Origin of the sequence: Pseudoxanthomonas sp. PXM01 (assembly GCF_014851815.1) — a bacterium.
Lineage (GTDB): Bacteria > Pseudomonadota > Gammaproteobacteria > Xanthomonadales > Xanthomonadaceae > Pseudoxanthomonas_A.
The window spans coordinates 1,032,794-1,045,921 of the sequence record NZ_JACVAJ010000001.1; the positions used below are offsets into that span (position 1 = coordinate 1,032,794).

General features: G+C 69.3%; 11 protein-coding genes. 8 read left to right on the top strand and 3 right to left on the bottom strand.

Annotated features, from left to right (window positions below; translation table 11 throughout):
• Positions 1 to 1,074 (top strand): Gfo/Idh/MocA family oxidoreductase, encoded by a 1,074-nt coding sequence (locus IB230_RS04695; RefSeq protein WP_192269298.1) that lies wholly within the window; start codon positions 1 to 3, stop codon positions 1,072 to 1,074.
• Positions 1,071 to 2,075: an NAD(P)-dependent oxidoreductase gene (locus tag IB230_RS04700; protein ID WP_192269301.1), complete on the top strand. Its 1,005-nt coding sequence runs from the start codon at positions 1,071 to 1,073 to the stop codon at positions 2,073 to 2,075. Before IB230_RS04695 ends, IB230_RS04700 begins: the two co-directional genes overlap by 4 nt.
• Positions 2,076 to 2,079: 4 nt before the next feature.
• Here IB230_RS04700 and IB230_RS04705 read toward each other — a convergent pair whose 3' ends face one another.
• Positions 2,080 to 3,210 (bottom strand): glycosyltransferase, encoded by a 1,131-nt coding sequence (locus IB230_RS04705; protein WP_192269304.1) that lies wholly within the window; start codon positions 3,208 to 3,210, stop codon positions 2,080 to 2,082.
• Between the two features lie 173 nt (positions 3,211 to 3,383).
• Here IB230_RS04705 and IB230_RS04710 point away from each other — a divergent pair, with 173 nt between their 5' ends.
• Positions 3,384 to 4,940, top strand: a complete 1,557-nt coding sequence (locus IB230_RS04710; RefSeq protein ID WP_192269307.1) for an oligosaccharide flippase family protein — start codon at positions 3,384 to 3,386, stop codon at positions 4,938 to 4,940.
• 16 nt (positions 4,941 to 4,956) lie between these two features.
• Here the strand turns inward: IB230_RS04710 and IB230_RS04715 are convergent, their stop codons facing one another.
• Positions 4,957 to 5,925 carry a polysaccharide deacetylase family protein gene (locus IB230_RS04715; RefSeq protein ID WP_343227285.1) on the bottom strand — a complete coding sequence of 323 codons (969 nt, stop codon included), beginning with the start codon at positions 5,923 to 5,925 and terminating at the stop codon, positions 4,957 to 4,959.
• A 412-nt stretch (positions 5,926 to 6,337) separates the two neighbouring features.
• Between IB230_RS04715 and asnB the strand changes: the two genes are divergently transcribed.
• From asnB to nadE, 4 genes are all read left to right on the top strand, one after another.
• Positions 6,338 to 8,272, top strand: a complete 1,935-nt coding sequence (asnB, locus tag IB230_RS04720) for an asparagine synthase (glutamine-hydrolyzing) (RefSeq protein WP_192269311.1) — start codon at positions 6,338 to 6,340, stop codon at positions 8,270 to 8,272.
• Between the two features lie 72 nt (positions 8,273 to 8,344).
• Positions 8,345 to 8,593, top strand: coding sequence for an acyl carrier protein (locus tag IB230_RS04725; protein WP_192269314.1), 249 nt, complete (start codon positions 8,345 to 8,347; stop codon positions 8,591 to 8,593).
• A 38-nt stretch (positions 8,594 to 8,631) separates the two neighbouring features.
• A complete protein-coding gene (locus tag IB230_RS04730; RefSeq protein ID WP_225589189.1) occupies positions 8,632 to 10,131 on the top strand; it encodes an AMP-binding protein in 1,500 nt (499 codons plus the stop codon).
• Positions 10,132 to 10,180: 49 nt separating this feature from the next.
• A complete protein-coding gene (gene nadE, locus IB230_RS04735; protein ID WP_192269320.1) occupies positions 10,181 to 11,170 on the top strand; it encodes an NAD(+) synthase in 990 nt (329 codons plus the stop codon).
• 16 nt (positions 11,171 to 11,186) lie between these two features.
• Here the strand turns inward: nadE and IB230_RS04740 are convergent, their stop codons facing one another.
• Positions 11,187 to 11,969 carry a 4'-phosphopantetheinyl transferase superfamily protein gene (locus tag IB230_RS04740; protein WP_192269323.1) on the bottom strand — a complete coding sequence of 261 codons (783 nt, stop codon included), beginning with the start codon at positions 11,967 to 11,969 and terminating at the stop codon, positions 11,187 to 11,189.
• Between the two features lie 90 nt (positions 11,970 to 12,059).
• Here IB230_RS04740 and IB230_RS04745 point away from each other — a divergent pair, with 90 nt between their 5' ends.
• Positions 12,060 to 13,118 carry a hypothetical protein gene (locus tag IB230_RS04745; protein ID WP_192269327.1) on the top strand — a complete coding sequence of 353 codons (1,059 nt, stop codon included), beginning with the start codon at positions 12,060 to 12,062 and terminating at the stop codon, positions 13,116 to 13,118.
• Positions 13,119 to 13,128: the final 10 nt, after the last annotated feature.

Sequence of the window (13,128 nt, forward strand, 5' to 3'; positions counted from 1 at the left end):
GTGCTGAGAATCGGAATCGTCGGCTGCGGCAAGATCGCCGATGGCCACGTCGAGCAGATCCGCGCCACCGGGCGCGGCGACGTGGTCGCGGTGTGCGATCGCGAGCCCCTGATGGTCGAACAACTGGCCGAGCGGATGCGCGTTCCCGGCCGCTACACCGACCTGGCGGCGATGCTCGCGTACGAGCGCCTGGACGTGGTGCACGTGGCGACGCCGCCCGATTCCCACCTGCCGATCGCCCGGCAGGCGATGGAAGCGGGCTGCCATGTCTTCATGGAGAAGCCGTTCGCGCTGACCGCCGACGAGGCCGCCGCGATCCTGGACTGCGCGCGCGCGAACGGGCGCCGGGTCAGCGTCAATTACCTCTACAACTTCGAGACCCCGGGCCTCGAACTCGCGGAGCTGCTGGATGCCGGCCGGCTCGGCGATATCGTCCACCTGGATACCCACTACGGCTACAACCTGTCCGGCGACTACGGTCTGGCGGTGATGGGCGACCCCGGCCACTGGGTGCACCGGTTGCCCGGCAAGCTGTTCCACAACGTTCTGGACCACGTGCTGGCGAAGATCGTCCCGCACATCGGCGACGATTTCGCCGTACGCACCTGCGCTTTCCGGCGCCGCGCCGCCACCGGCAACGCCATGGTCGATGCGATGCCTGACGAGCTGCGCTTCCTCATCCACGACGGCAAGGTCACCGCCAACGGCCTGATCAGCGCGCACGGCCGTCCGGTGGCGCATTCGCTCAAGGTGGTCGGCGCACGCGACAGCGTGGAACTGGACTATGCCGCGCGCACGCTGGTCCACAGCGCGCGCCAGAACCAACCCAGCGCCATCGGTCGCCTGTTTCCCGCCTGGGTGCAGTCGGCGCGCTTCGCGCGCAACGGCATGCGCAACCTGGGCCGTTTCGGCCGTCATGAATTCCACTACTTCCAGCCCATGCGCGTCCTGCTGACACGCTTCTACGACGCGGTCAACGACGACCGTGGCGTCGATCCCATCCCGCACGCGCACATCCTGCGGGTGTGCCGGATGATCGATGCCATCGTCGCGGACATCGGAGAGCAACCATGAAGGTCCTGGTCACCGGCGCGGGCGGATTCCTCGGTCAGCGCATCGCCCGCAGTCTGTTGCAGCAGGGCGTGGAAGACCTGCGCCTGCACGTGCGCCAGCGTCCGCCCGAAGGTCTCGTCGAAGAACTGCGCGCGGCATTCCCGCAGGCGCGCATCGAATGGGCGGGCGCCAACCTGCTGGCGCGCGACGCCCTGGCGTCGCTCGTCGCCGACGTCGATTGCCTGGTCCATGCCGCGGCCGGCATGCGCGGCGCGGCCGCCGACATGTTCGCCAACAGCGTGGTCGCCACGCGCAACCTTCTGGAAGCCGCAGGTGCGGCCGGCGTGCGACGCGTCGTGCAGATCAGCTCGTTCGCCGTGTACCGGACCGACGGGCTGGGCCGCAATGCGGTCCACGACGAGTCGGTCCCACTGGAAACCGTCGGCGTGGACAAGGGCCCGTACGGCTACGCGAAAGTACGCCAGGAGCAATTGCTGGACGAGTATCGCGCGCGATTCGGTTTCGAGACGGTCGTGCTGCGGCCCGGTGTCATCTACGGCGAGGGCGGCGGCGCGCTGTCGCCGCGCGTCGGCATCGGTGCGCTCGGCTTCTTCTTCAGCCTGGGAGGCGGCGCCACGCTGCCGCTGACCTACGTGGAGAACTGCGCCGACGCGGTCGCGGTCGCAGCGCTCAAGGCACCGCCCGGCGGCGTCTTCAACGTGGTCGATGATGACCTGCCCTCGTGTCGCCACTACCTGGGCCAGTACCGCAGGCTCGTGCGCAAGCTGCGGACGATTCCCGTGCCGTATCCGATGCTGCTGCAGGGGTCGCGCATGCTGGTCTGGTACCACCGGCGCTCCAAGGGACAGCTTCCGGCCGTGTTCACGCCCTACGTGGTCCGCTCGATGTACCGCCCGCTGCGCTACGCCAACGCCGCGCTCAAGCAGATCGGCTGGTCACCGCGGGTGACCACGCAGGCAGGCCTGGAACGCACGTTCCAATACCTGCATGGCAAAGGCTGACGGCTCACGTCCGCGTGCCGAGGGCGCGCGCATAGAAGCCCGCGTAAGCGTCACGCAACGCCTCGATGGAGGCATGCGCCGCCACCCAGGCGTGCGCGGACGCGCCGCGCTGCGCGCGCAGGTCGGGGGATGCCAGCAGTTCGCGCAGGGCGGCCTGCAGCGCGGCGGTGTCGCCGACCGGCACCAGCCGCCCGGACACGCCGTCCTGGATCACTTCGGGATTGCCGCCCACCGCCGTGGCGACGATGGCCAGCCCGCTCGCGCAGGCTTCGAGCAGCGCGATGGACAGGCCCTCGGTGAACGAGGGCAGCGCGAACACGTCGAAGGCCGGCAACAGATCGGATATGTCATGGCGGGCGCCCGCCAGCATCACCCGGTCCGAGACGCCCAGCGAAGCCGCCTGCGCCTGCAGCGCCTCGCGCGTCGGCCCCTCGCCCACCAGCACCAGGCGCAGTTGCGGAAACTCGGACACCAGTGCCGGCATGCATTCGATCAGTGCCTTCTGGTTCTTCAGTTCGACCAGCCGCCCCACATGGCCGATGACCAGGTCCGTTGCGCCCAGCCCGAGCCGGCGTCGCGCTTCTTCGCGCCGCTGCGGCGATCCCGCGAAGGGCGCCAGTGGAATGCCGTTGAGCAGGGTCTCGGCGTCTTCCGCACGCACGTAGCCCTCGCCGACGAAGCGCTCATGCACCTGCCGTCCCACCATGGCCACCCGCTGCGTCCGCAGCAGCGACAGCCGGTACAGGCGGCGCAGGCGCGCATTGCCCAGCCGCATGCCCATGTCGTGGCAGGTTCCCACCAGCACGGGACGGCGCCACGTGCCCAGCAACGCGAGGGCGGCGTAGTAGTTGGGCACGAAGTTGTGCGCATGCACCACCTGCACCCGCTGGCCCAGTGCCGCCTGGCGCAGCCGCGCCAGCACCTTGCGGTCCAGCGTGCCGGACTTGCCGCCCATCAGCACCGGGATGCCCGCCGCTTCCAGAACCGGTACGAACCCCGCACTGTCCGCGATGCTGAAGACCGTCACGCGGCTGCCTGCGGCCTGCTGCGCGATGGCGAGATCGGTCACCACGCGTTCGAGCCCGCCGACCTCGAGGGAGTCGACCACATGCAGGATGCTGGCGGGGCGGGACACGGCAGTCTGCATGATGCGGCGACGGGAACGGAAAGGAGCCTGCATCCTACGCGAACCTGCAAGGCCGATCCGCCCGCAGCGCGTTATCATCGCCCGCCTACCGGATCATCCCGGCCGCCCATCGAGCATCGCGTGACGCCTCTTCCTCCCCGTCCTGCACCGTGGGCCGCCCCATGAGTGGTGCCTTCCGCAAGGACACGCTCGTCCGCGGCGCCCTGCTGATGACCGGGTCGACGTACATCAACTACGCGGTCGGCCTGCTGATCAGCGTGCTGATCGCGCGTGCGGTCGGCCCCGATGCCTTCGGCGGCTACTCGTACGTGGTGTGGCTGTCGGGGATGCTGGTGGTCCTGGCCAACAACGGCCTCAACACCACCGGCATCCGCTTCATCTCCGAGAGCCTGGGGCGCGACGAGCCACAGGCAGCGCGCGAAGTGCACGGCTGGCTGCTGCGGCGCCAGCACCTCTGCATGGTCATCATGGCGGTCGCGTTCGTAGCGTGCCTGCCGCTGCTGGAGCCCGCCGGCTGGGGCGAGCGCAGTCTGGTGTTCTTCGCCGCGGTGACCCTCGTCAGCCTGCTGGGGAAGGCCTACTACCTGTTCTCGGTATCGGTGGCGAAAGGCTACGCACGCTTCGACATCGAAGCCGTCTCCACGCTCAGCATGACCGCGCTCAACCTGGTGGGCGTCGGCGCACTGGTACTGGCGGGCGCACCGCTGTCGGCCTACCTGACCCTGTTCGCCGCGATCAGCCTGCTACACATCGCCGCCGCCGCACTGCTGCTGCGCCGCGCCGGCATCCGGCCCGACCGCGCGGTGCCGGACGCCACCCTGCTCGCCCGCCTGAAGCCGCACCTCGCGTGGACGGTGGTGCTGACGATCATCTACGCGCTGGGCAACAAGTCGATCGAGACCTACCTGCTCAACACGCTGGTGGGCGCGGCCGATGTCGGATTCTTCGTCATCGCCGCCTCGCTGACCCGCGGCGGCATCGACCTGCTGTCGTCGGGCCTGACCACCGTGCTGCTGCCGGCCATGGGCCATGCGTACGGCGCCGGCGGCCAGGCACGCGTCAACCTGATCCTCGCCGACTCGGTCCGCTACTTCACGTTCCTCGGGCTCATCCTGGCCGGTGCCGTCGCGTTCGTGGCGGAAGCCGTGATCACGGTGATGTACGGCACCGACTACGCGCCTGCGATCCTGGTACTGCAGACCATGGCGGTCGTCGGCGGCCTCACCCTGTCGGAAGGCGCGTTCGCCGCGATCCTGGCCACCACGGAGAACCAGAAACTCCGTGCCATCTTCGCCGTCGGCGCGATCGTCATCACCGCGGTCGCCGCGTTGCTGCTGATCCCTCGCTACGGCCTGATGGGCGCGGTGGCCGCGCATGCCGTCGCACGACTGGTCATTTTCCTCGCGTTCGCGGCGATCACCGCGCGCGTGCTGAAGGTGCGTTACCCCTTCCGGGCGCTGGCGGCGCAGTTCATGGCCGCAGGGCTGGCGCTGCTGCCCGCGTTCGCGCTGGTCCACCTGGTACCGGGCATGTGGAGCAAGGCCGTCGCGGGGACGCTGTACGCCCTGCTGTTCGTCGGGCTGTCGCCGTGGCTGGGCATCTGGAAGCGGCAGGACATGCAGACGCTGGCCGGACTGCTGGCGCGCTTCCCGCGCGTGGGCGATCGCGTGGCGCCGTGGCTGCGGCGCTGGAGCGAGCGTTTGCCCGAGGATCTCTGAGCGCGTCCCGGGCCGCTCAGGCCCGCGTTTCGCTCGTCCGCTTGGCCAGGCTCTTCAGCAGGCTCAGGCGGTAATCCATCGCCCGGCTATGCCAGGGCGCGAAGCGCGGCAGCTGGAACAGGTCGCTGTCATGCGTGCAGGTGCCGCGCGCGGTCGATACCGCGGCCTGGTAACCGGCCTCGCGCGCCATGGCGACATGCCGGGCGGCGTAATCGCGCTGCGGCACGCCGTTGGGATAAGCGAAGAAGCGCGGCGGCCGTTCGAGCAGCGACGAGAGCACGGCGCGGTTGCCGTCGATCTGCCGCCGGGCCTCTTCATCCTCGATCCTGCTGAGGATCGGATGCGTCAGCGTGTGGCCGCCCACTTCCATGCCGGAACGCTGCAGCGCGCGTACTTCATCCGAGGTCATCATCAGATCGTCGGGAAGCGGTGCGTCCGCCAGTGCGGCCAGCCGTTCACCGGCGGCATCGCGCGCGTCCGGGTCGAGGTACTTGATGGCCGCCACGGCATCCATGAACAGCGACATGCGCGAGGCGCCGTCGTCCACCTGCCGGCGACCGAGGTTGAGCCATGACAGATCGTGCTCGCCGGTCGGCAACCGGCGCACGCTTTCGCGCACGGTGTCGTTGAACATCCTGCCGCCGTCGAGGAAGCCGCTGGCGACGAAGAATGTCGCCGTCATGCCATGGCGCGCCAGGATCGGGGCGGCGATCTGCAGGTTGTCGCGGTAACCGTCGTCGAACGTGATGCAGGCGGCGCGCGGGGGCAGCCGTCCCTCAGCGAGCCGCGCGATCGCCTCATCCATCGGCAGCACGTTGAACATGCCGGCCAGGGCCCGCATCTGCGCATCGAAGATGCGCGCATCGGGCTCGGTGGGCAGCATCGGATCGGGTGCGGCCAGGACACGGTGGTAGAACAGCACGACCAGACGGCCGCCCCTCGCGGACGCGCACCAGGCCGCCGCGCGGAACATCGGATCGATCACCGCCTCCAAAGAAGAGTCCGTCCTCGCCTGCAAGATCCTGCGCCCCCCATCCATAACGTGTGTCCGCAGTCCACCGCGGACCGTTGCTGCTCCGACAGACAACGTGGATACCCCTGAAAACCGGCCTCGCCGGCACCGCACCTGCACGCAGGTCCCCCACCCGCGCACGGCGGCGCTACTCTGACACGCAATGCGCGCAAATGCCAAAGGACCGGCCGTGCGGATGTCCGGAAACGGCATGGCGCCACGTTCGCAGTGCAGCACATCCCATGTCCATCGCCAGGAGCCGAGCCTTGCCCGACAGGTCGCCACACACCGACTTCGCGTCCGTCCCCGGACGCGCGGCCAGCCCCTCCTGCATACGTATCGTCACCGGCAAGCCGTCATCGCGTCTTGGCGCAGGAGTTGCAGCATGTGCGGCATAGCCGGCTTCGTGGCTCTCTCCGCCGGCCCGGAAGCGCCCGAGGCGGAACTGTCGACCATGATCACCCGGTTGGCGCACCGCGGGCCGGACGGCTATGGCTTCCACGTCGAACCCGGTGTCGGCCTGGCGCACGCACGGCTGTCGATCATCGACCTCGCCACGGGCGACCAGCCGATCCGCAATCCCGGCGGCACGGTCTGGACCGTGTTCAACGGCGAGATCTTCAACTACCTGGAACTGCGCCGGGAACTGGAAGCGGCCGGCCACCGGTTCTACACGCAATCGGACACCGAAGTCATCGTGCACCTGTACGACCGGTACGGGGACGATTTCGTCGAACACCTCAACGGCCAGTTCGCCATCGCGCTGTGGGACAACCAGCGGCGGCGCCTGGTGCTGGCGCGTGATCGCGCGGGCATCCGCCCGCTGTTCCATGCGCAGGGCCGCGGCTGCCTGTGGTTCGCCTCCGAAGTGAAGGCCCTGCACGCCGTGCTGCCGGCCACCCGCGCGCTGGACCCGATCGGGCTGGCGCAGACCCTGACCTACTGGGCACCGGTCGATCCCGGCACGGTCTACGCGGACGTCCAGAGCCTGCCGCCCGGCTGCCTGATGTCCATCGAGCACGATGGCCGCCAGACCCTGCGCCGCTACTGGGACTGGCGCTTCCCGGATGCCGAAGAGACGTCGCCGGCACGCTTTCCGGACAGCATCGAAGCCGCCACCGCCCAGCTTCGCGACCTGCTGGTCGATGCCGTACGGCTGCAGCTGCGCGCCGACGTTCCGGTCGGCGCCTACCTGAGCGGCGGGCTGGATTCCTCCGGCATCGTCGCGATGATCAAGGGCTTCACCGATACGCCGGTCCGTACGTTCTCGGTGGCGTTCGAGGACGGCGAGTTCGACGAGAGCGAACACCAGGCGGCGATGGTGCGGCACCTGGGCACCGAGCACACCATGCTGCGCTGCACCCGCCGCGACATCGGCGAGGCCTTTCCGCGCCTGATCCGCCACACGGAAACCCCCATCCTGCGCACGGCCCCGGTACCGCTGATGCTGCTGGCCGGCAGCGTCCGCGAACACGGCTACAAGGTCGTGCTGACCGGCGAAGGCGCGGACGAGGTGTTCGGCGGCTACGACATCTTCAAGGAAGCCAAGGTCAGGCGCTTCTGGGCCCGGCAACCCGGGTCCCGGTTGCGTCCGCGCCTGCTGGAGCGGCTGTACGGCTACCTGCCCAACTCGCCCGTGCGCAATCCGGCCTTCGCCCAGCAGTTCTTCGGGCAGGGCATGGAACACCTGCACCGCCCCATCTTCGCCCATGTGCCGCGCTGGGCCACGTCGCAGCGCGCGCTCGGCCTGCTGTCGTCCGACCTGCGCGCCGCGGTCGGCGACTGGGATCCGCTCGCGGCGTACGAACGCACGCTCCCTTCGGACATCGCCTCCTGGGCGCCGATGGCGCGCGACCAGTACGTGGAAGCCAAGAGCCTGCTCGCCGGCTACCTGCTGTCGTCGCAGGGCGACCGGGTGGCGATGGCCAACTCCATCGAAGGACGCTTCCCGTTCCTGGACCATCGCGTGATCGAGTTCGCCAACCGCCTGCCCCCCAGCTTCAAGCTGCGCGGCATGACCGAGAAGTACCTGCTGCGCAAGGCGCTGGCGGACCTGCTGCCCGCCGACATCCTGCGCCGCACCAAGCAACCCTACCGCGCCCCGGACAGCCAGAGCTTCTTCTTCGACGGTAAACCGCTGGATTACGTCGCCGAGCTGTTCAGCCCGGAATCGCTGCGCGAAGCCGGGTATTTCGACCCTGCCGCAGCGGGCCGGCTGTTCGAGAAATGCCGCCAGGGGCGCGCCACCGGGTTCGCCGACAACCAGGCGTTCGTGGGCATCCTCTCGACGATGCTGGTGCACCGGCAGCTGCGCACCTGAGGCCGGCGGCTGTTGGCCGCCGCCGCAACGTTCGTCCGTTAAGGGGAAGAACTCCCGAAAGGACTGGGCAACATGCAACAACGGCAAGAGATCAAGCGCTACATCCTGCAGAATTTCCTGTTCGCCGACGACGATTCCAGCCTCGGCGACCAGGATGCCCTGATCGCGGGAGGCATCATCGATTCCACCGGCATCATCGAACTGATCGACTTCCTGGAAGAACGCTTCCACATCGCCGTGACCCCCGAGGAAATGGTGCCGGCGAACTTCCACACGGTCGAATCGGTTGACGGCTTCGTGAGCCGCAAGCTCGCCAGCTGACGCCGTCCGTGGATTCGCTCCCCGCCCTGGTTGGCCGGATGGCCCGCCGCTCGCCTGCGGCCGTCGCACTGGTCGAGGCGGACCAGCGCCTGTCCTACGCCGCGTTCTGGCAGCGCGCGGGCGCGTTCGCGGAACACCTGCGGGAGCGGGGACTGCGGCCGGGTGAACGGGCCGCGATCCTGCTGCCCAACGGCAGCGACGCGGCCGTGGCGATCTACGGAACCTGGCTGGCGGGCGGCGTGGCGGTGTCGCTGAACGTCCAGGCGCGCAGTCGCGACCTGGTGCCTTGGCTGCGGCATTGCGAAGCGCGCGTCCTGGTGCACCAGGCCGCCCACGCCGACGCCTTGGCCGCCGCTCAGGACATCGGGCCGTCGTTGCAGTGCGTGGTCGCGGGCACATTGACCTGGCCGACCGACGAAGCGATCCCCGACGCCGGGCTGCCCTCGCCGGGCGAAGACGATCCGGCGCTGATCCTGTACACCTCCGGCACCACCGGTGCGCCCAAGGGCGTGACCCTCAGCCACGGCAATCTGCTGGCCAACGCACGTGCCGTGGTGGCCTACCTGCAGCTATGCGAGCGCGACAGCGTGCTGAGCGTGCTGCCGTTCTACTACGCCTATGGCGCATCGGTGCTGCACACGCATCTGCTGGTCGGCGCATGCGTGCACCTGGCCGACAATCTGGTGTTCCCGCACCTGCTGGTCGAGTACCTGCAGCGCGAGCGCATCACCGGCTTCTCCGGCGTGCCCTCCACGTTCGCGCTGCTGCTGGATCGCGTCCCCCTGCAGGACTACGACCTGTCTTCGCTGCGCTACCTCACCCAGGCCGGCGGCGCGATGGCGCCTGCGCTCACCCGCCGCCTGCGCCTCGCCCTGCCCGGCCCGCGACTGTTCGTCATGTACGGCCAGACCGAGGCGACCTCGCGCATCACCTGGTTGCCGCCCGAGCGCCTGGACGACAAACCCGGCTCGGTGGGCATCCCCATCGAGGGCGTCGCGCTGCGCATCGTGCGCGACGATGGCGCACCGGCTGCGCAGGGAGAGGACGGGGAGGTCTGCGTCCAGGGTCCCGGCGTGATGCTCGGCTACTGGCGGGACCCGGTCGTCACCGCCAAGGTCCTGAGGGACGGCTGGCTGCATACCGGCGATGTCGGTCGACTCGACGCCGATGGGTTCCTGTTCCTCGACGGCCGACGCAGCGACATGATCAAGACCGGTGCCCACCGCGTCTTCCCCGGCGATATCGAAGAAGCCATCGCCGAGCTTCCTGGCGTGAGCGAGGTGGCTGCCATCGGCATCGATGACGAGGTGCTCGGCCAGGTCATCAAGGCCTACGTCGTGCCGCACCCGCACGCTGCGCCCGATGTCGCGGCGATCCGCGCGCATTGCCGGCAGCGCCTCGCCGCCTACAAGGTGCCCAGGCACATCGAATTCGTCGACGCCCTGCCGCGCACCGCGTCGGGCAAGATCCGGCGCGCCGCGCTGGCGGAGGCTGCCGGCGTATCGCCCGGCCTCGCCACGAGCACGGCCTCGCCATGACCACCGCATCCAGCTTCCTTCCCAACTTTTTCAGAATCCCGGAGACCGCATGACCTCGCTCGACTGGAACGTGCTCGATATCGACTATGCGCAGGAAGCCGATCGGATCTGCAGCCGTATCCGCGAAATCACCGCGCGGCAGCTGCATCGCCGCGGCCTGGTCGTCGCCATTTCGGGCGGCATCGACAGCTCGGTCAGCGTGTCGCTGGCGGTGCGTGCGCTGGGTGCCGACCGCGTGTACGGCCTGATCCTGCCCGAGCGCGATTCGTCCGACGACAGCGCGGCGCGTGCCCGCATCCTCGCCGAGCACCTCGGTATCCGCACCGAGACGGTGGACATCGCGCCCGCGCTCGAGGCGATCGGCTGCTACAGCGCGCGCGACGCCGCCGTGCGCTCCGCCCTGCCCGAGTACGGCGAGGGCTGGAAATTCAAGATCGTCATCGACGGTGGTGTCGAGGGCCGCTTCAACCGGTTCCGCCTGATCGCGGAGGATCCCGCCGGCGCGGTGCACGAGCGCGACCTGGGCCTGTCCGAGTACCTGACCATCGTCGCGGCGACCAACTTCAAGCAGCGCATCCGCAAGACGCTCGAGTATTTCCACGCCGACCGCCTCAACTACGCCGTCGTCGGCACGCCCAACCGGCTGGAGTACGACCAGGGCTTCTTCGTGAAGAACGGCGATGGATCGGCGGACGTCAAGCCGATCGCCCACCTCTACAAGTCGCAGGTGTACGGCATGGCGCGGCACCTGGGCCTGCCCGAGCGCGTGTGCGCCGCGATCCCGACCACCGATACCTACAGCCTTGCCCAGGGCCAGGACGAGTTCTACTTCGCGCTGCCGTTCCGGCAGATGGACCTGGCCGTGTGGGCGCTGAACCACGACCGCTCGGCGGCCGACCTGGCGACAGCGCTCTCGATCGGCGAAGCGCAGGCGCAGGCCGTCTACGACGACATCCGCAACAAGCGACGAACCACGCGCTACCTGCACCAGCCGCCCGTGCTGGTGGTGGACGTCCCGGACCTGGACGACCACGCCTGACGGCACGCCGATGCGATCAGGGGGACGCCGGCGGCCACCACCAGACAACCTGCACGTCGCTGCCCACGGGCAGCGCGATGGCAGCCTTGTGGCGTGCGCCTGCGTCGAGCATGCGCACTTCCAGTCCTGCGGCCACGTCGGTAGCAGGCAGGGGAACGCCTGCGGGTGCCGCAAACGTACTTGGCGGACGCTGCAGTCCCACGCCCTCCGCCTTCAGGTAGGCCTCCTTGCGCACCCAGATCGCGAGCAGTGCGTCCGCACGGTCCGCGTCGCCCAGGTGCGCCAGCACGTCGCGTTCGTCGGCATGCGTCGCCAGCCGGGCGATCTCTTCCATCGCACCGGCGTGCGCCACCGGCTCCAGGTCGATGCCGACGCTGCCCGCATCGCTGATCGCGAAGGCGGCGAATCCCCGCGGATGGCTGAGGCTGGTGCAGACGCGGCCATGCATCCCCGACAGCCGCGGACGGCCCGCCTCGTCGCGATACAGCGGCACCTCCATCGGCGCTTCGCGAAGCCACGCGCCGAGCAGGAACCGGTGCAGCGCGTAGGCCAGCGCACGCTCCTCGCGGTCGGCTGCATCCCGCAGGCGATCCACGCGCGCGCGCTCCGGCGCATCGATCAGGACGCGCGCCTCCGCGCTCCACGGACGCCACACGGACAGGTCGCACAGCACGGCGACGATCGGATGCGTGCGACCCGCAACGCATGCGCCATCGCCACGCTGCAGCGCCGCGGCGAATGCCGCGGAAAAATCGATGGCAGAATGCCCGGGGGGATACGGCGTGAGGCGTCGGCTCATGCGCTCAGCATGCCATCGAACGACATCGCACCGCACCGCCCTGCCACCGTACCGCCAGCGCGCCGCGCCGGCCTCCATCAGTGAGCCCAGATGCACGCCGAACAGACACCCGCTTACGTGATCGAGGAAGGGGACGCGACACGCGACCGCGACGCGATCCTCACCGCATGGAGCGGCCATTTCGGCCCCGATGAGGAGCATGCCGGCAAGCTGGCGCACTTCTACGAGCACTGCCCGTTCGGCACGCCGATCATCCGGTTGTTGCGCCATGTCGAGTCCGGCCAGGTGGCCGGCGTCATCGCGGCGGTGCCGCGGCGGATGCTGCTCGATGGCGCGGATATCCGCGCGGCGGTCATCTCCCACTTTTCGGTGCTGCCGGCCCACCGCACGCTGGGCCCGGCGTTGATGCTGCAGGCGGCGATCGTGGAGGCCTGCAAGGGGCGCTTCGATTTCATCTACGGCATCCCCAATCCGAAGGCGACGGCGATCCTGAAGCGCGCCGGCCATCGCACGCTGTGCCAGTTCGGCCGTTACGTGAAGGTCCTCCGATACGGCCAGTACCTGTCGCGCGTCATGCCCGCCCTGCTGGCGCGACCGCTCGCCCCCCTCGTCAATGCGGCGGTGCGCCTGCGCCACGCACTGCGTGCCGCCGCGCGCGCAGGCACGCGCTGCCACTGGAGCGACGTACCCGATCCGCGCATGGACGCCGTGTGGCGTGATTCGGACACGGACCATGGCCTGCTGGCCGTGCGGGACACCGCAATGGCGAAGTGGCGCTTCAACACCGCGCCGAGCGAACGGATGCGCTTCCTGCTGGTCACGCAGGGCGAGCGGCTCTGCGCGTGGTTCGCCTGCGAGGACTCCACCGGCTCGCCGGGCACGCTGTCGGTGCTGGACTACTGGTTCGTCGAGAACACGCTGACGAAGCGCCGGCATGCGATCAAGGTACTGCTGGACCGGGCCGTCGCCGATGGCCATACCGCGGTCGACATCGGGATGACGGGCGACCGCCATGCGCGCGACGGCTGGTTGGGCGAGCGCTTCATCCACCGCAGCGACCAGCCGGTGATGGGGCGCTGGCTGCACCCGGACGATCCCGCACCCGATCCCGATCGCATCCACATGACCTACTCCGACCAGGATTCCTGAGCGGCCCGAT

Excerpts from the sequence above, each read along its gene's own strand:
- asnB (WP_192269311.1), top strand. The coding sequence starts at position 6,338 with ATGTGCGGCATAGCCGGCTTCGTGGCTCTCTCCGCCGGCCCGGAAGCG.
- IB230_RS04710 (WP_192269307.1), top strand. The coding sequence starts at position 3,384 with ATGAGTGGTGCCTTCCGCAAGGACACGCTCGTCCGCGGCGCCCTGCTG.
- IB230_RS04725 (WP_192269314.1), top strand. The coding sequence starts at position 8,345 with ATGCAACAACGGCAAGAGATCAAGCGCTACATCCTGCAGAATTTCCTG.
- IB230_RS04730 (WP_225589189.1), top strand. The coding sequence starts at position 8,632 with ATGGCCCGCCGCTCGCCTGCGGCCGTCGCACTGGTCGAGGCGGACCAG.
- IB230_RS04700 (WP_192269301.1), top strand. The coding sequence starts at position 1,071 with ATGAAGGTCCTGGTCACCGGCGCGGGCGGATTCCTCGGTCAGCGCATC.
- nadE (WP_192269320.1), top strand. The coding sequence starts at position 10,181 with ATGACCTCGCTCGACTGGAACGTGCTCGATATCGACTATGCGCAGGAA.
- IB230_RS04745 (WP_192269327.1), top strand. The coding sequence starts at position 12,060 with ATGCACGCCGAACAGACACCCGCTTACGTGATCGAGGAAGGGGACGCG.
- IB230_RS04740 (WP_192269323.1), bottom strand. The coding sequence starts at position 11,969 with ATGAGCCGACGCCTCACGCCGTATCCCCCCGGGCATTCTGCCATCGAT.